Consider the following 15,910-nt stretch of genomic DNA (forward strand, 5'->3'; position numbering starts at 1 on the left):
ACGAGAAATGTTCTTTTGGACTTGGATTCCAAGAAAGACCGAATCGCAAATCCAGCTTATGTAGCAGTATAAAAAATTAGCTAGCACTTGAAATTAACTTATATCGATTATTTGTCTCTTCCATCTTTTTCCCCTAGCGCCTTTGACTCACATTCTCCGTTTTAGATTTCTTTAAGGTTTTTATTATATCCTATAGGACTCTGCAAATTATAAGCATTAAGCAAGTTGTAGAGTCAAAATGTTCGTAAAAAGGAGATTCTTATGAAAAAACTACTATTCTTTCTCTCTTGTGGATGGATATTTCTTACTTTATCAGGATGTTCTTCAACAACAGAAGCGGAAACTAGCACTGAAAAAGATTCAGATAGCACTTTGGTTATCTACTCGCCTAACCCTGAAGACCTTATCGAAGAAACAGTCCCAGCCTTCGAAGAAAAATATGGTATTAAGGTTGACTTAGTACAAGCCAGTACTGGTGAATTGTTCAAAAAAGCTGAGGCCGAAAAAGAATCCCCTGTAGCTGATGTCATTTTCGGAGGCTCCTACGCCCTCTTCTCTTCTAACGAAAATCTTTTTGAACCTTATATTTCTCAAGAGAACGACCAGATAATCCCTGAATATCAAAATAAAACAGGATTCTACACGCCTTATACACTTGATGTTAGTGTTATCATTGCCAATTCAGCTCTTACAAAAGATATAAAAATTGAAGGCTACAATGATCTGCTCAATCCTAAATTAAAAGGAAAAATTGCTACTGCTGATCCTAGTAATGCTTCTAGCGCCTTTGCTCAATTAACAAACATGCTTGTCGATCAAGGTGGATACGAAAATGAACAAGCTTGGACCTATGTGAAAAATCTATTTACCCTAGTAGATGGAAAAATTGCATCTAGTTCTTCAAATGTTTACAAAGCTGTCGCCGATGGAGAAATGGCTGTAGGACTCACCTATGAAGACCCTGCCTTAAAACTCTTAAATGATGGGGTTGATGTAAAAGTTATTTATCCAAAAGAAGGAACCGTCTTTTTACCTGGTAACGCAGCTATCGTCAAAAATGCCAAACACATGAAAAATGCTAAGAAATTTATCGATTTCATTCTTTCTCAAGAAATCCAAGATAAGCTAGGAACTGAAACTACAATTAGACCTATTCGTAAAAATGCTAGAACCAATAAAAATATGAAGGCTATGACAGAAATCAATATTGCCACTGAAGATTCCGATTATGTCATTAAAAATAAATCCACTATTCTTAAAAAGTACAATGATATTTTTACAGATATCCAATCTAAACAGTAAAAGAGGTTCACTATGAGTGAGATCAAAATTATTAACGCCAAAAAAATCTACCACGATGTCCCTGTTATTGATAATTTAAATATTACAGTTCCCAAAGGAAGTCTCTTTACCATCCTTGGTCCTTCAGGGTGTGGGAAAACGACCCTTCTTCGTATGATTGCAGGTTTCAACAGTATCGAAGGCGGAGAATTTTACTTCGATGATACAAAAATCAATAATATGGAACCCAGCAAACGCAATATCGGCATGGTTTTCCAAAACTACGCTATTTTCCCACATTTGACTGTCCGAGACAATGTTGCTTTTGGTCTCAAGCAAAAGAAAGTTCCAAAAGAAGAATTGGTACAACAGACCAATAAATATCTTGAACTCATGCAAATTGCTCAATATGCGGATCGGAAGCCCGATAAACTCAGTGGTGGACAACAACAACGTGTCGCATTGGCACGTGCCTTAGCTGTTAATCCAAGTGTTCTCCTCATGGACGAACCACTTAGTAACCTAGATGCCAAACTTCGCTTGGATATGCGTCAAGCTATTCGAGAAATCCAACACGAAGTGGGAATTACAACTGTTTATGTGACCCACGACCAAGAAGAAGCCATGGCTATTTCAGACCAAATTGCTGTTATGAAAGACGGAGTCATCCAACAAATCGGCCGACCAAAAGAACTCTATCATAAACCAGCTAATGAATTTGTAGCAACCTTTATTGGACGCACAAATATTATCCCTGCCAATCTTGAAAAACGGAGCGACGGCGCTTATATCGTCTTTTCAGATGGCTATGCTCTTCGAATGCCAGCTCTTGATCAAACTGAGGAGCAAGCCATTCATGTAAGCATTCGTCCTGAAGAGTTTATCAAAGATGAATCTGGAGATATTGAAGGAACTATTAGCGATAGCGTCTATCTTGGACTAAATACGGAGTATTTCATCGAGACAGGTTTTGCCTCAAAAATTCAAGTTAGTGAAGAATCAACTTTTGAAGAAGATCTACAAAAAGGCGATCGTATTCGTCTACGAATCAATACTCAAAAATTAAACGTCTTTTCTGCAGATGGTTCCCAAAACCTGATAAAAGGAGTCAACCATGGAACGTAAAAAACTAAATATTTGGACAGCCTCCTCTTTCTTCATCTTTCTTACCTATCTTGTCTTTCTCGTTTATCCTATCGTTACCGTGCTCAAGCAAGCACTCATACATGAGGGACAATTTTCACTAGCTAATTTTGTCACTTTCTTTAGTAAAGCCTACTACTCTGAGACACTCGTCAACAGTTTCAAGGTTTCCATTACCGCTACTGTCACTTCCTTAGTTGTAGGAACTTTATTAGCTTATCTCTTCTCTATGTATGACTTCAAGGGAAAGAAATTTTTACAAATATTAATTATCATTGCTTCCATGTCAGCTCCTTTTGTGGGAGCCTACTCCTGGATTCTCTTACTGGGACGAAATGGGGTCATCACTAAATTCTTGACAAATGCCCTTCATCTTCCAGCTATCGATATTTATGGATTCAAAGGAATTGTACTTGTCTTTACACTGCAACTATTCCCACTGGTATTTCTATACGTTGCTGGGACAATGAAAAGTATTAACAATTCTCTACTTGAAGCCGCTGAAAGCATGGGGTCCTTCGGATTTAAGCGTATCGTAACAGTTGTTTTACCTCTCCTAGTTCCAACTTTACTAGCTGCTGCCCTGCTTGTATTTATGAGAGCATTCTCAGACTTTGGAACGCCTATGTTGATTGGTGAAGGATATCGGACTTTCCCTGTCCTGATTTATACCCAATTTATTAGCGAGGTTGGAGGAAATTCTGCCTTTGCATCTGCTTTAGCAGTTATGGCGATTATCATTGCCTTGGCGATTTTTCTTATCCAAAAATACATCTCAAACCGCTACAGTTTCAGCATGAATTCGCTCCATCCAATTGAACCTAAAAAAACTACAAAAGGAAAAATGGCTGCCATTTATGCAACAGTCTACGGAATTATCTGGTTCTCTGTTCTACCTCAAGTCTACTTGATTTATACTTCTTTCCTAAAAACATCAGGTATGGTATTTGTCAAAGGTTATTCTCTAAACAGTTACAAGGTAGCTTTCAATCGTATGGGATCTGCTATTTTCAATACTATTCGTATCCCTTTGATTGCCTTAGTTCTAGTTGTCCTATTCGCAACATTTATCTCCTACCTAGCCGTTAGAAAACGGAATTTGTTTACAAACTTAATTGACAGCCTCAGTATGGTCCCTTATATTGTACCAGGAACCGTTCTAGGGATTGCCTTCATTTCTTCCTTCAATACTGGCCTATTTGGAAGTGGATTTCTTATGATTACAGGGACAGCTTTCATCTTGATTATGTCCCTATCTGTCAGAAGATTACCCTATACTATTCGCTCATCTGTTGCTAGCTTACAACAAATAGCCCCAAGTATTGAAGAAGCCGCTGAAAGTTTAGGAAGTAGCCGTCTCAATACCTTTGCCAAGATTACAACTCCAATGATGCTGTCTGGTATTATTTCTGGAGCTATCCTATCTTGGGTCACAATGATTTCAGAGCTCTCTACTTCTATCCTCCTCTACAATGTCAAAACAAGAACAATGACTGTAGCTATCTATACAGAGGTTCTCAGAGGGAATTACGGTGTAGCCGCAGCCTTGTCAACCATCCTAACTGTTCTAACAGTAGGTTCCTTGCTCTTGTTTATGAAAATCTCTAAAAGCAATAGCATTACACTTTAGTTTTCCCCATCAAAAACAGCCGAAAGGATTACCCTCGGCTGTTTTTTTCTTATCTTGTTATTCCTATCAAATCCCTAGCTCAGAGCAAGCAAGTCTAGACTGATTAAATAGAAGATTCTTCCATCTTCTCACGCCCTAGCTCTCGGTAACTACGGTCACCGACAACCTCAACGCTAAACTGACCATCCTCATATTCAAGGATCGTCACGCTACCATTATCTAGACCATGCGGATGCATGCCATTAATCAGATACACAATGGTTCCAATGGTCATTCCATGGCTGACAACGAGAGCGTTGCCCCCACCTTGTTCTTCCATTTCTTTAGCAATCGCTTCAAATCCTTCTTTGATACGGCCACTGAGTTTTTCCCAGCCTTCAGCCCAACCAGCTGTATCGACCTCTACCAAGCCCTCAGCAAGTTCAGCATAAGATAATTGGTGAACGTGTTCCACATTAAAGATACGAGGAATAATGCCCATGAAAAGATCGCCATCGTAAGCTCCATCAAAACTACCGAAACACCATTCTCTGATACGCTTGTCCATGCGATAAGGGATTTTCCCCTGCAAGCCAAGTTCTTCAAGAATGATTCCCATTGTCTGAATGGTGCGCCCTGAATCACTCGAATAAGCGCGCTCAAACTGTAGACCAGATTCTCGCAAACCGATTCCTAATTCTTGAATTCCTCGTTCACCTTCAGCTGTTAAGGGAGTATCGCTCCAACCTTGCGCGCGACCAATCGTGTTAAACATAGTCTTGCCATGACGTACCAAATACAATCGTACTTTTACCATTTTCCGTCCTCCGTTTGCTTCTATTATATCATGGATGATAAAACAAAAGCCACCCAGACAGGCGACTTTTGCAGGAGATTATTATGAAAAAGTTTAGGAGTTCATTAAATAAAGATATTAGATGAAAATCAAATTCAAACTAAATCAGTGTTATCTGTTTCAAATAATATTAGGAGGTCTTTATTTAATGATTATAGTATACACATCCAACCTTAAATAGAACTTAAAATTTCTCCTATTTTCTTAATTTTTAAAACTATGAATTGGTGCTGGGATTTGGCCTCCACGAGAGATGAAATCAACAGACGAAGCCCCATTGACTTTCATAACTGGAGCTGTACCAAGAAGACCACCAAACTCAATCATATCGCCTTCTTTTCCTTTTGGAATGATACGAACAGCTGTTGTTTTCATGTTAATGACACCAATTGCAGCTTCATCTGCAATCATGGCCGCAATGGTTTCAGCAGGTGTGTCTTCTGGAATGGCAATCATATCCAAACCAACAGAACAGATAGCTGTCATGGCTTCTAGTTTTTCCAAATTAAGAGAGCCATTTTGCACTGCAGCAATCATTCCTTCATCCTCAGAAACAGGGATAAAGGCACCAGACAAACCACCAACTTGGTTGCAGGCCATAACTCCGCCCTTCTTAACTTGGTCATTCAAGAGAGCCAAGGCAGCCGTCGTTCCATGCGTACCAACTGTCTCTAGACCCATTTCCTCAAGGACACGTGCTACAGAATCTCCAACCGCAGGAGTTGGTGCCAAACTCAAGTCCACAATACCAAACTCCACACCCAGTCTCTCACTGGCCATTTGACCAACCAATTGACCGATACGAGTGATTTTAAAGGCAGTTTTCTTAACTGTTTCGGCTACTACATCAAAGCTCTGTCCACGAACTTTTTCCAAGGCACGTTTCACCACACCAGGACCGGAAACTCCGACATTGATGATAACATCTGCCTCCCCAACACCATGGAAGGCACCCGCCATAAATGGATTGTCCTCAACAGCATTAGCGAATACAACCAACTTGGCTGCTCCCATATCAGATAGAGTTGCCGTTTCCTTGATAACTCGTCCCATATCTGCGACAGCCGTCATATTGATACCAGACTTGGTTGAGCCTATATTGACTGACGAGCAGACCTTGTCCGTTTCAGCCAAAGCACGAGGAATAGAATTGATGAGAATCTCATCTCCCTTTTGATAACCTTTTTGTACCAAGGCAGAAAAACCACCAATAAAGTCCACACCAATCTCTTTCGCAGCCTTATCAAGCGCTTTTGCCAGAACAACGTAGTCCGTCGCATCTGTCGCAGCCCCAATCAAAGAGATAGGAGTCACCGATACACGCTTATTAACGATTGGAATCCCCAACTCAGCCGCAATTTCATCGCCAACAGCCACTAAATTAGCTGCCTTGGTCGTAATCTTTTGATAAATTTTCTCCGCAGCACGATTGATATCTGGATCAATACAGTCCAAAAGAGAAATCCCCATGGTAATGGTTCTGATATCGAAGTTTTGCTCCTCAATCATGGCAATGGTTTCAGTAACTTGTCTAATATCCATGTGCACCTCCTAGATATTATACATAGCTTCGAAAATCGCTGCACTCTGAATATTGATTTTCACATTCAAAGTTTGCCCAAAAGCTTCAAATTCATTACGAAGATAGGTAAAATCTTGCTTTTTATCACTAGAGACGACAGCCATCATCGTGAAATATTCATCCAAGACAGTTTGAGAGATATCGTCTATATTCAAACCCAATTCTGCAATTTTTCCAGAAACACCTGCAACAATTCCAGATTTATCTTTACCAACAACAGTTATAATCGCTTTCATAAGCAAACTCCAATTCTTCTTATAATAAGAAACCTGAACATTAAACAGGATTCTTTTCAAATAGTATAGCATAATTCTAACTAAAATACTCAAAAACGCCTGCTTACGAAGTTGTTCTTAAGAAAAAAACAATTTCGTAAACAAGCGTCTACTATCCCAACTTATGATGAGTGTTCCCGCTAGGACCGAAATCCTAGCGGTAGACCAGAGCTAGACTAAGAGCACAAGACTCCATCATCATAACACTCAACAAAATTGATGATTTTATACTAATTCGATGATCGCCATTGGCGCTGCATCACCACGACGTGGTTCAGTTTTAAGGATACGAGTGTATCCACCGTTACGTTCAGCATAACGAGGTGCGATTTCTGAGAACAATTTTTGAAGTGCTGTAGTAGAAGTGTACTTATCAGTTGCTTCATCATAGTTTTCAGATGCGATTTCATTACGTACGAAAGCAGCTGCTTGACGACGTGCATGCAAATCACCACGTTTACCTAGAGTAATCATTTTTTCAACAGTTTTACGGATTTCTTTAGCACGAGCTTCAGTTGTCACGATTGATTCGTTGATCAAAAGGTCAGTTGTCAAATCGCGAAGCATTGCTTTACGTTGTGAGCTAGTGCGTCCTAGTTTACGGTAAGCCATGTATTCCTCCTTTATTTATCTTTTAATCCAAGACCCAAATCAATGAGTTTGAGTTTCACTTCTTCCAAACTCTTGCGTCCAAGATTTCGTACTTTCATCATCTCTGCTTCAGATTTTTCTGTCAAATCATGCACAGTATTGATACCGGCACGTTTCAAACAGTTGTATGAACGCACAGACAAGTCCAGTTCCTCAATCGTACGATCCAAAATACGATCGTCAGATTCAGTATCAGCTTCTTTCATCACTTCAGTTGACTTAGCAATCTCAGTAAGATTTGTAAACAAATCAAGATGTTCTGTCAAAATACGTGCTGAAAGCCCTAAAGCATCTTCTGGAATAATTGTTCCATTTGTCAAGATTTCAAGGGTTAATTTGTCAAATCCATCATTGCTACCTACACGAGCAGGTTCCACTTGATAGTTGACTTTGGTAACTGGTGTATAAATAGAATCTACAGCAAGTGTCCCAACTGGTGCATTATCTTTTTTATTTTCATCAGCAGGTACATATCCACGACCACTGTTAACAGTCATAGTCGCTTTTAGCGAAGAACCTTCACCGATTGTAAAGAGATAATGATCTGGATTTACAATTTCAATATCGCTATCTGTCAAAATGTCACCGGCTGTTACTTCAGCAGGACCTTCAACATCTAGTTCGATGATTTTTTCGTCTTCAACGTACGATTTCACTGCAATTCCTTTAATGTTCAGAATGATTTGCATCACGTCTTCACGAACACCTGGAACTGTGTCAAACTCATGTAACACACCATCAATATTGATAGATGTCACAGCTGCTCCTGGTAGAGAAGCTAGAAGTACACGACGAAGAGAGTTACCAAGAGTTGTACCGTAGCCACGTTCAAGTGGTTCGATTACAAACTTGCCATAATCTTTATTTTCATCAATTTTTGTTATATTTGGTTTTTCAAACTCGATCATTTAGTTACTCCCTCTTAAACGAAAAGCAGTGTAATGCGATGATTATACACGGCGACGTTTTGGAGGACGAGCACCATTGTGTGGCACTGGAGTCACATCACGAATTGCTGTTACTTCAAGACCAGCGGCAGCAAGCGCACGAATAGCTGACTCACGACCAGAACCTGGACCTTTTACAGTAACTTCAACTGATTTAAGACCGTGTTCTTGTGCAGATTTAGCAGCAGCTTCAGAAGCCATTTGAGCAGCGAATGGTGTAGATTTACGAGAACCTTTGAAACCAAGAGCACCAGCTGATGACCAAGCAATTGCATTACCATGCACATCAGTAATCATAACAATAGTGTTATTAAATGTAGCGTGAATATGAGCAATACCAGATTCGATATTCTTTTTCACACGACGTTTACGTGTTGGTTTAGCCAAGACTTTTACCTCCTATATTATTTTTTCTTACCAGCAATCGCAACAGCTTTACCTTTACGAGTGCGAGCGTTGTTTTTAGTGTTTTGTCCACGGACAGGAAGTCCACGACGGTGACGGATACCACGGTATGAACCGATTTCCATCAAACGTTTGATGTTCAAGTTTACTTCACGACGAAGGTCACCTTCAACTTTGATTGCATCCACTTCACGACGGATAGCATCTTCTTGATCTGATGTAAGATCACGTACACGAACATCTTCTGAGATTCCAGCAGCAGCCAAAATTTTCTTAGATGTTGCAAGTCCGATACCATAAACATAAGTCAATGAGATTACTACGCGTTTGTCATTTGGAATGTCAACTCCAGCAATACGAGCCATGTTTTCTCCTTTCTATCTTATCCTTGACGTTGTTTGTGTTTTGGATTTGCTGGGCAAATTACCATAACACGACCATTACGACGAATAACTTTACAGTATTCGCAAATTGGTTTGACCGATGGTCTTACTTTCATTTCTTATCCCTCCAAGTTTTTCGATTATTTAAAGCGGTAAGTGATACGTCCACGTGTCAAGTCATATGGACTCATTTCGACAGTAACACGATCTCCCGCTAAAATACGAATATAGTTTTTACGAATTTTACCAGAAACTGTTGCTAAAATCTGATGTCCATTTTCAAGTTCAACCGTAAACATTGCATTCGGCATTGTATCAACTACTTTGCCTTCAACTTCAATCACATCGTCTTTTGCCACGCAAAAGCACCTCCATAAATTTCGATTCGATGCCTCTAGACACAGAGACAACAATTATAAGTCAGACTATCTCAGTATAACATTTGTAGCGGATTTTTGCAAGTGTGAAAAACGCTTTATTTCAAATTTGTCAATACTTTTTCGATATCTGAAAAGACATCATTGATATCTTGATTACCTTCGATGTCATGAACCAAACCTTTAGCACGGTAGTGAGCAATGATTGGTTCTCCTTGAGCAATATTAACGTCCAAACGACGTTTTACTGTCTCAGGCTTATCATCTTCACGTTGGTAGTAATCTTCTTCTTTATAGTCAACTGGTGGGTTAAAGACCTTGTGGAAAGTTTCTCCAGTTACTCGGTGGATGATACGGCCACTCAAACGTTCCAAGAGGCTGTCAGGGTTCACTTCAATGTTGATGACACCTTCTAGTTCAATGCCAAGTTCAGCCAATGTTTTGTCCAAGGCATGAGCTTGTTCGATTGTACGTGGGTAACCATCCAACAAGAATCCTGTTTCTTTAATATCATCTTGTGAAAGACGTTCTTTTACGATCCCATTTGTAACTTCGTCAGGAACCAATTCACCCTTGTCAATGTATGACTTGGCAAGAACACCCATTTCAGTTTGATTTGCCATAGCAGCACGGAACATATCACCTGTTGAGATATGTGCAACATGGAATTGTTCTACGATTTTTGCTGCTTGAGTTCCCTTACCTGCACCAGGTAAGCCCATAATCAAAAGATTCATGATTTGATCTCCTTATTTTATTTTTAAATAGAAGCAAAAAAGTCTTTTCACTCCTATTTAAAAACAAAATAGAAGAGGGGAGACCAAACTCTTACAAATGTTAGAGTTAAACCTCCACTCCCTCAGCATTCACTATTCAAGTAAATACTTCTATTTTATTCTGTTCTATCCATGAAACCAACATACTTACGTTTCAGTAAGTAACCTTCTAATTGCTTGATTCCTTCAATACCTGTAGAGATAATGATCAAAAGACTAGTACCTCCAAAAGCAACTGCTTCTGAAAGTCCAAAGATATCTTTTGCCACAATCGGTAATATGGAAATCACACCAAGGAAGAGGGAACCAACAGTTGCAAGACGACGAAGAAGTTTAGACATATATTCTTCTGTACCTTTACCAGGACGGACTCCGTGGATATAGGCACCGCTCTTTTGTAGGTTCTCTGCCGCTTTTTCAGGATTAATCTGTACAAACGTATAGAAGAATGTAAAGAGAATAATCAACAAAGCATACATGGCAATACCAGTTGGTGAAGTTGTTGCCAGCATTTCTTGTGCTGTTCTTACCCAAGCCCAATCATGACCTGTAGCGCTCAAAAACTGAAGAATAGCCGCTGGCGCTGCAGTAATCGAACTTGCAAAGATAACAGGGATAACTCCAGCAGGGTTTACCTTCAAAGGAAGGTAAGAGCTAGATGGAGCACCTTGTGCAACCTTAGTATATTGGATTGGAATTTTGTATTCTGCTTGTTGAACATAAGTTGTAAAGTAAATGATCAACAAAACAGTAATAATCAAAATGATTACGAAAATGATAGATGAGTTGATACGGCTACTTGGGACGTTCACAAAGTAGTCCACATAGATGCCCTGAATCATCTCTGGAATTGAGGCAACAATCCCGGCAAAGATAATCATAGAAACACCATTTCCGTATCCCTTATCTGTAATTTGCTCTCCCAACCAAGTCACAATCATGCTACCAGCTGTTAAGATGATACCAATCATGATAAAGACTTGTGGAGTAAGAGCTGTTTTCAACAATTGAGCTCCAGCCAAAGTATTAAAACCAGCTGTAATCCCGATAGATTGCACAAAGGCTAGAACAAGAGCAATATAACGAGTAGCTTGATTTAATTTTCTTCGACCTACTTCCCCTTGTTTACCCCACTCTACAAACTTGGGTAAAATATCCATTTGCAAGAGTTGGACAACGATAGAGGCCGTAATGTAGGGACTAACACCAAGAGCAAAAACTGAGAAGTTTTTCATGGCATTCCCTGACACCAAGCTCAACATGTTTAAGAAGGATAATCCACTTAAAGCATTCAAGCTATTAGCATTCACACCGGGAACTGTAATGCTAGTTCCGATACGAAAGACCAAAACGATAAAAATTGTAAATAAAATTTTTGATCGAACCTGCTTGACTTTAAGAGCTTCTCTTAATAATTTAAAAAACATAGGTCACCTCTCTTAGATGACTTCTACTGAACCACCTTTAGCAGTGATAGCTTCTTCAGCTGATTTAGAGAATTTAGCTGCTTTCACAGTCAATTTCTTAGTCAACTCACCGTTACCAAGAATTTTAATACCTGATTTTTCAGCTTTAACAATTCCTGCTTCGATAAGAACAACTGGAGTAACTTCAGCACCATCTTCAAAGACGTTCAATTGGTCAAGGTTCACAATTGCGTATTCTTTAGCGTTGATGTTAGTGAATCCACGTTTTGGAAGACGACGGAACAATGGAGTTTGTCCACCTTCAAAACCAAGGCGAACTCCGCCACCACTACGAGCTTTTTGACCTTTTTGACCACGACCAGATGTTTTACCGTTACCTGATGAAGTACCACGACCAACGCGGTTACGTACTTTACGAGAACCTTCTGCAGGTTTCAATTCATGAAGTTTCATTTTTATTTTCTCCTCTTTTGTAAAATGCTAGCGCCGATAAGGGAGAAAAGGTTGTCTCCCCCATCAACTCGCCTATACGACGTCATCATAGATGACTATATCTAGTTTTAGGGGATGGTATAGTGCACATCCCCTAAAAATTCATTAGTTTACTTCTTCAACTGTTACCAAGTGAGATACTGCTGTGATCATACCACGGATTGCAGCGTTATCTTCTTTAATAACAGAGCTGTTTAATTTGCCAAGTCCAAGTGCTACAACAGTTTTACGTTGTGATGGAATGCGTCCGATTGGAGACTTAGTCAAAGTAATTTTAATTTGAGCCATTTTATCCCCTTTCTTATGCTAAATCAGAAACTGAGATACCACGAAGGGCAGCAACTTCTTCAGCGCGTTTCAATTGTTTCAAACCTTCAACAGTTGCACGAACAATGTTGATTGGAGTGTTAGAACCAAGTGATTTAGATGTAATATCTGCCACACCTGCCAATTCCACAACGGCACGAACTGCACCACCAGCGGCAACTCCAGAACCTTCTACAGCAGGTTTCAACAATACTTTAGCTCCACCGAATTCTGAAAGAACTTCGTGTGGGATTGTTGTTCCAACCATAGGAACTTCGATCAAGTTTTTCTTAGCATCATCTACTGCTTTACGGATTGCTTCTGGAACTTCTTGAGCTTTACCAGTACCAAATCCTACGCGACCGTTGTGGTCACCAACAACAACAAGAGCTGCGAAACGAAGACGACGTCCACCTTTAACAACTTTTGTAACACGGTTGACAGCAACTACGCGTTCTTCTAATTCAACTGCATTGTCTTTAAATGCCATTTTCTAGTGTCCTCCTATTAGAATTTCAATCCGTTTTCACGAGCTGCATCAGCCAAAGCTTTCACACGTCCGTGATATAGATATCCACCGCGGTCGAACACCACTTCTGAAATACCTTTAGCGTTTGCACGTTCTGCAACGAGTTTACCGACAGCAACGGCTTGTTCAGTTTTAGTTCCTTTTGAAACTTCTTTGTCAAGAGTTGAAGCACTTGCGAGCGTTACACCCGCTACGTCATCAATCACTTGAGCGTAGATGCCTGTATTAGAACGGAATACGTTCAAACGTGGGCGATCAGCAGTTCCAGAGAGTTTTCCGCGAACGCGACGGTGGCGTTTTTGGCGGAGTTTGTTTTTATCTGGTTTTGAAATCACAGTTTTCACCTCTTTAGTTTTAAATCGTGTGCTATGCACAAAGTTGGAAAATAAGTTGTTGGTTGAGAAGCAACCACTCAACATTATTTACCTGTTTTACCTTCTTTACGGCGAACGAATTCACCAACGTAACGGATACCTTTACCTTTATATGGTTCTGGTGAACGAAGGCTACGTACGTAAGCAGCTGTTTGACCAACTACTTCTTTTGAAATTCCGCTAACAACAATTGTTGTTGGGTTTGGAAGTTCAAAAGTAATTCCTTCTGGAGCTTCAACTTCGTCTGGATGAGATTTACCAACAGCCAAAACAAGTTTAGATCCTTGAAGTTGTGCACGGTAACCAACCCCGCGCATTTCAAGTTCTTTCTTGAATCCTTCTGATACACCAACAACCATGTTGTTCAAAAGGGCACGAGTAGTTCCGTGGATAGTTTTCATTTCTTTTGAATCGTTTGGACGGTGAAGAGTTACTTCAGTACCTTCCACACGGATTTCAATATCTTTTGAGAACTCACGAGTAAGTTCTCCTTTAGGTCCTTTTACAGTTACAACGTTGTCATTGTTAGTGAGTTCAACACCAGCAGGCAACACGATAACTTTATTACCAATACGTGACATGTTTATTTTCTCCTGTTAGATTGTCAGGCCAGAACGGCCAGTTTTCACGGGGTTCAGATACTTATTTAGTTCAAGAGCTGAACTGAACACGCTCTAAGAACTGCGCAAAATAGATAAGTTGGCTTGTTTGTAAACAAACTTCTCCAACTTCCTAATTTTGCTTTGTTCTTTACGAGCTTTGTATCTTGATTTTACCAAACGTAAGCGATAACTTCCCCACCAACATTCTTTTGGCGTGCTTCTTTATCAGTAAGCAAACCTTCAGAAGTTGAAAGGATAGCAATTCCAAGTCCGTTAAGAACTTTTGGAAGGTCTTCACGTTTTTTGTAGACACGAAGTCCTGGTTTAGAAACACGTTTCAAGTTAGTGATAACTTTTTCACCGTTTGGTCCGTATTTAAGGAATACACGGATGATGCCTTGTTTGTCATCTTCGATGATTTCAACGTTTTTTACAAAACCTTCGCGTTTAAGGATTTCAGCAATCCCTTTTTTGATGTTTGATGCAGGTACTTCAAGTACTTCGTGTTTAGCTTGGTTAGCGTTACGAATACGAGTTAGGAAGTCTGCGATTGGGTCAGTCATAACCATTTTATTTTTCTCCTCTTACTAGTAGTTTGCAAGTTGCACTTGCTAGTTAATGATTGAGCTAGGCTCAGAATATATTTCTAGGTTTCAAGTCCTAAGTGAGTCTAGGCATCTGCTTGCAGGCATAACTTGAGTTAGGCAAAAGCAGATAACGACGAATCACGACGGGATTGAAAGCTAGAATTACCAAGATGCTTTTGTTACACCAGGAATTTGTCCTTTGTAAGCTAATTCACGGAAGCAAACACGGCAAAGTTTAAATTTGCGGTAAACTGAATGTGGACGACCACATTTTTCACAACGAGTATAAGCTTGAGTAGAGAACTTCGCTGGACGTTTGTTCTTAGCAATCATTGATTTTTTAGCCATTAGATTTACCTCCTATATTATTTTGCAAAAGGCATTCCAAGGCCTGTAAGCAATGCACGTGACTCTTCGTCAGTGTTAGCAGTTGTTACGATAACGATGTCAAGACCACGAGTTTTGTCAACGTCATCGAAGTTGATTTCTGGGAAGATCAATTGTTCTTTCACACCAAGTGTGTAGTTTCCGCGGCCGTCAAATGATTTTGTTGGAACACCGTGGAAGTCACGTACACGTGGAAGTGAAACTGAAACCAATTTATCCAAGAATTCGTACATACGTTCACCACGAAGGGTAACTTTTGCACCAATCGCAACACCTTCACGAAGACGGAAGCCGGCGATTGATTTTTTAGCTTTAGTGATAAGTGGTTTTTGACCTGAGATAAGTGCCAATTCTTCAGCAGCTTTTTCAAGGCTTTTAGCGTTTGATACAGCTTCACCAACACCCATGTTCAAAACGATCTTATCTACTTTAGGCACAGCCATCACTGATGAGTAGTTGAATTGTTCTGTCAAAGCAGGAACTACTTCATTAAGATATTTTTCTTTTAAACGATTTGCCATTATACTTCTCCTTTCCTTCGTGATTAATCAAGCACTTCGCCTGATTTTTTGTTGTAGCGAACTTTTTTACCGTCTACAAATTTGTAACCAACACGACCAGCTACACCATTTTTGTCCAAAACTTGAACGTTTGATACGTGGATAGCTGCTTCTTTCTCGATGATACCACCTTGAGGAAGCTCGTTAGTTGGACGTTGGTGTTTCTTAACGATGTTAACACCTTCAACGATAACTTTGTTTACTTTTGGAAGGGCAGTAAGGACAACAGCTTCTGTTCCCTTATCTTTACCAGCGATTACGCGAACTTTGTCGCCTTTTTTTACAAACATTAGGTTTCTCCTTGATTTTTCTTACGCCCATAAGGGCACCCTGGAGGTAAATCCAGGGGACTAGTTTGTTT

General features: G+C 39.9%; 23 protein-coding genes. 3 read left to right on the plus strand and 20 right to left on the minus strand.

Going from position 1 to position 15,910, the window contains the following annotated elements:
* Positions 1 to 261: 261 nt before the first annotated feature.
* Genes O3616_RS00705 through O3616_RS00715 form a run of 3 tightly spaced genes read left to right on the plus strand, consistent with a single transcriptional unit; the run spans position 262 to position 4,054 of the window.
* Positions 262 to 1,302, plus strand: a complete 1,041-nt coding sequence (locus O3616_RS00705; protein ID WP_371637827.1) for an extracellular solute-binding protein — start codon at positions 262 to 264, stop codon at positions 1,300 to 1,302.
* 12 nt (positions 1,303 to 1,314) lie between these two features.
* A complete protein-coding gene (locus O3616_RS00710) occupies positions 1,315 to 2,406 on the plus strand; it encodes an ABC transporter ATP-binding protein (protein ID WP_371637828.1) in 1,092 nt (363 codons plus the stop codon).
* On the plus strand, positions 2,396 to 4,054 hold the full coding sequence (locus tag O3616_RS00715; RefSeq protein ID WP_371637829.1) for an ABC transporter permease: 1,659 nt from the start codon (positions 2,396 to 2,398) through the stop codon (positions 4,052 to 4,054). The genes O3616_RS00710 and O3616_RS00715 overlap by 11 nt, the downstream gene beginning before the upstream one ends.
* Before the next feature lie 103 nt (positions 4,055 to 4,157).
* Here O3616_RS00715 and O3616_RS00720 read toward each other — a convergent pair whose 3' ends face one another.
* The 20 genes from O3616_RS00720 to rplX all read right to left on the minus strand — a co-directional run bounded on the left by O3616_RS00720 (position 4,158) and on the right by rplX (position 15,839).
* Positions 4,158 to 4,850 (minus strand): histidine phosphatase family protein, encoded by a 693-nt coding sequence (locus O3616_RS00720; protein ID WP_371637830.1) that lies wholly within the window; start codon positions 4,848 to 4,850, stop codon positions 4,158 to 4,160.
* A 243-nt stretch (positions 4,851 to 5,093) separates the two neighbouring features.
* The gene (locus O3616_RS00725; protein ID WP_050203665.1) at positions 5,094 to 6,431 is read right to left on the minus strand and encodes a PFL family protein; all 1,338 of its coding nucleotides are present in this window, start codon (positions 6,429 to 6,431) and stop codon (positions 5,094 to 5,096) included.
* A 9-nt stretch (positions 6,432 to 6,440) separates the two neighbouring features.
* Complete coding sequence (locus tag O3616_RS00730; protein WP_000644130.1) at positions 6,441 to 6,707, minus strand: ACT domain-containing protein; 267 nt, start codon at positions 6,705 to 6,707, stop codon at positions 6,441 to 6,443.
* A 264-nt stretch (positions 6,708 to 6,971) separates the two neighbouring features.
* Complete coding sequence (gene rplQ, locus O3616_RS00735) at positions 6,972 to 7,358, minus strand: 50S ribosomal protein L17 (protein ID WP_000331493.1); 387 nt, start codon at positions 7,356 to 7,358, stop codon at positions 6,972 to 6,974.
* Between the two features lie 11 nt (positions 7,359 to 7,369).
* Positions 7,370 to 8,305 carry a DNA-directed RNA polymerase subunit alpha gene (locus tag O3616_RS00740; protein ID WP_000568988.1) on the minus strand — a complete coding sequence of 312 codons (936 nt, stop codon included), beginning with the start codon at positions 8,303 to 8,305 and terminating at the stop codon, positions 7,370 to 7,372.
* A gap of 42 nt (positions 8,306 to 8,347) precedes the next feature.
* Complete coding sequence (gene rpsK, locus O3616_RS00745; RefSeq protein WP_001118385.1) at positions 8,348 to 8,731, minus strand: 30S ribosomal protein S11; 384 nt, start codon at positions 8,729 to 8,731, stop codon at positions 8,348 to 8,350.
* A gap of 17 nt (positions 8,732 to 8,748) precedes the next feature.
* The gene (gene rpsM, locus O3616_RS00750) at positions 8,749 to 9,114 is read right to left on the minus strand and encodes a 30S ribosomal protein S13 (protein ID WP_000090781.1); all 366 of its coding nucleotides are present in this window, start codon (positions 9,112 to 9,114) and stop codon (positions 8,749 to 8,751) included.
* Positions 9,115 to 9,131: 17 nt separating this feature from the next.
* Positions 9,132 to 9,248, minus strand: a complete 117-nt coding sequence (gene rpmJ / locus O3616_RS00755) for a 50S ribosomal protein L36 (RefSeq protein WP_001808836.1) — start codon at positions 9,246 to 9,248, stop codon at positions 9,132 to 9,134.
* A 24-nt stretch (positions 9,249 to 9,272) separates the two neighbouring features.
* On the minus strand, positions 9,273 to 9,491 hold the full coding sequence (gene infA, locus O3616_RS00760) for a translation initiation factor IF-1 (RefSeq protein WP_001029883.1): 219 nt from the start codon (positions 9,489 to 9,491) through the stop codon (positions 9,273 to 9,275).
* Between the two features lie 116 nt (positions 9,492 to 9,607).
* A complete protein-coding gene (locus tag O3616_RS00765) occupies positions 9,608 to 10,246 on the minus strand; it encodes an adenylate kinase (RefSeq protein WP_001050436.1) in 639 nt (212 codons plus the stop codon).
* 155 nt (positions 10,247 to 10,401) lie between these two features.
* Positions 10,402 to 11,712 carry a preprotein translocase subunit SecY gene (gene secY, locus O3616_RS00770; RefSeq protein WP_061589619.1) on the minus strand — a complete coding sequence of 437 codons (1,311 nt, stop codon included), beginning with the start codon at positions 11,710 to 11,712 and terminating at the stop codon, positions 10,402 to 10,404.
* A gap of 12 nt (positions 11,713 to 11,724) precedes the next feature.
* Positions 11,725 to 12,165: a 50S ribosomal protein L15 gene (rplO, locus tag O3616_RS00775; RefSeq protein ID WP_000766087.1), complete on the minus strand. Its 441-nt coding sequence runs from the start codon at positions 12,163 to 12,165 to the stop codon at positions 11,725 to 11,727.
* Between the two features lie 144 nt (positions 12,166 to 12,309).
* A complete protein-coding gene (gene rpmD, locus O3616_RS00780; protein ID WP_000057241.1) occupies positions 12,310 to 12,492 on the minus strand; it encodes a 50S ribosomal protein L30 in 183 nt (60 codons plus the stop codon).
* A gap of 13 nt (positions 12,493 to 12,505) precedes the next feature.
* A complete protein-coding gene (gene rpsE / locus O3616_RS00785; protein WP_000874202.1) occupies positions 12,506 to 13,000 on the minus strand; it encodes a 30S ribosomal protein S5 in 495 nt (164 codons plus the stop codon).
* A gap of 17 nt (positions 13,001 to 13,017) precedes the next feature.
* Positions 13,018 to 13,374, minus strand: coding sequence for a 50S ribosomal protein L18 (gene rplR, locus O3616_RS00790; protein WP_000624044.1), 357 nt, complete (start codon positions 13,372 to 13,374; stop codon positions 13,018 to 13,020).
* An 83-nt stretch (positions 13,375 to 13,457) separates the two neighbouring features.
* Positions 13,458 to 13,994 (minus strand): 50S ribosomal protein L6, encoded by a 537-nt coding sequence (gene rplF / locus O3616_RS00795; protein WP_000086640.1) that lies wholly within the window; start codon positions 13,992 to 13,994, stop codon positions 13,458 to 13,460.
* Positions 13,995 to 14,185: 191 nt separating this feature from the next.
* Positions 14,186 to 14,584 (minus strand): 30S ribosomal protein S8, encoded by a 399-nt coding sequence (rpsH, locus tag O3616_RS00800; RefSeq protein WP_000245504.1) that lies wholly within the window; start codon positions 14,582 to 14,584, stop codon positions 14,186 to 14,188.
* A 180-nt stretch (positions 14,585 to 14,764) separates the two neighbouring features.
* Positions 14,765 to 14,950, minus strand: a complete 186-nt coding sequence (locus O3616_RS00805; RefSeq protein ID WP_001085697.1) for a type Z 30S ribosomal protein S14 — start codon at positions 14,948 to 14,950, stop codon at positions 14,765 to 14,767.
* A gap of 17 nt (positions 14,951 to 14,967) precedes the next feature.
* Positions 14,968 to 15,510, minus strand: coding sequence for a 50S ribosomal protein L5 (gene rplE / locus O3616_RS00810; RefSeq protein ID WP_000013542.1), 543 nt, complete (start codon positions 15,508 to 15,510; stop codon positions 14,968 to 14,970).
* Between the two features lie 23 nt (positions 15,511 to 15,533).
* The gene (rplX, locus tag O3616_RS00815; protein WP_000497691.1) at positions 15,534 to 15,839 is read right to left on the minus strand and encodes a 50S ribosomal protein L24; all 306 of its coding nucleotides are present in this window, start codon (positions 15,837 to 15,839) and stop codon (positions 15,534 to 15,536) included.
* Positions 15,840 to 15,910: the final 71 nt, after the last annotated feature.

It is taken from the genome of Streptococcus sp. 27098_8_86, assembly GCF_041432595.1.
GTDB lineage: Bacteria > Bacillota > Bacilli > Lactobacillales > Streptococcaceae > Streptococcus > Streptococcus pneumoniae_F.

Bases quoted from the DNA above. Each gene is read 5' to 3' on its own strand.
- O3616_RS00705 (WP_371637827.1), top strand. From the start codon at position 262: ATGAAAAAACTACTATTCTTTCTCTCTTGTGGATGGATATTTCTTACT.
- O3616_RS00710 (WP_371637828.1), top strand. From the start codon at position 1,315: ATGAGTGAGATCAAAATTATTAACGCCAAAAAAATCTACCACGATGTC.
- O3616_RS00715 (WP_371637829.1), top strand. From the start codon at position 2,396: ATGGAACGTAAAAAACTAAATATTTGGACAGCCTCCTCTTTCTTCATC.
- O3616_RS00720 (WP_371637830.1), bottom strand. From the start codon at position 4,850: ATGGTAAAAGTACGATTGTATTTGGTACGTCATGGCAAGACTATGTTT.
- O3616_RS00725 (WP_050203665.1), bottom strand. From the start codon at position 6,431: ATGGATATTAGACAAGTTACTGAAACCATTGCCATGATTGAGGAGCAA.
- O3616_RS00730 (WP_000644130.1), bottom strand. From the start codon at position 6,707: ATGAAAGCGATTATAACTGTTGTTGGTAAAGATAAATCTGGAATTGTT.
- rplQ (WP_000331493.1), bottom strand. From the start codon at position 7,358: ATGGCTTACCGTAAACTAGGACGCACTAGCTCACAACGTAAAGCAATG.
- O3616_RS00740 (WP_000568988.1), bottom strand. From the start codon at position 8,305: ATGATCGAGTTTGAAAAACCAAATATAACAAAAATTGATGAAAATAAA.
- rpsM (WP_000090781.1), bottom strand. From the start codon at position 9,114: ATGGCTCGTATTGCTGGAGTTGACATTCCAAATGACAAACGCGTAGTA.
- rpmJ (WP_001808836.1), bottom strand. From the start codon at position 9,248: ATGAAAGTAAGACCATCGGTCAAACCAATTTGCGAATACTGTAAAGTT.
- O3616_RS00765 (WP_001050436.1), bottom strand. From the start codon at position 10,246: ATGAATCTTTTGATTATGGGCTTACCTGGTGCAGGTAAGGGAACTCAA.
- secY (WP_061589619.1), bottom strand. From the start codon at position 11,712: ATGTTTTTTAAATTATTAAGAGAAGCTCTTAAAGTCAAGCAGGTTCGA.
- rplO (WP_000766087.1), bottom strand. From the start codon at position 12,165: ATGAAACTTCATGAATTGAAACCTGCAGAAGGTTCTCGTAAAGTACGT.
- rpmD (WP_000057241.1), bottom strand. From the start codon at position 12,492: ATGGCTCAAATTAAAATTACTTTGACTAAGTCTCCAATCGGACGCATT.
- rpsE (WP_000874202.1), bottom strand. From the start codon at position 13,000: ATGGCATTTAAAGACAATGCAGTTGAATTAGAAGAACGCGTAGTTGCT.
- rplF (WP_000086640.1), bottom strand. From the start codon at position 13,994: ATGTCACGTATTGGTAATAAAGTTATCGTGTTGCCTGCTGGTGTTGAA.
- rpsH (WP_000245504.1), bottom strand. From the start codon at position 14,584: ATGGTTATGACTGACCCAATCGCAGACTTCCTAACTCGTATTCGTAAC.
- O3616_RS00805 (WP_001085697.1), bottom strand. From the start codon at position 14,950: ATGGCTAAAAAATCAATGATTGCTAAGAACAAACGTCCAGCGAAGTTC.
- rplE (WP_000013542.1), bottom strand. From the start codon at position 15,510: ATGGCAAATCGTTTAAAAGAAAAATATCTTAATGAAGTAGTTCCTGCT.
- rplX (WP_000497691.1), bottom strand. From the start codon at position 15,839: ATGTTTGTAAAAAAAGGCGACAAAGTTCGCGTAATCGCTGGTAAAGAT.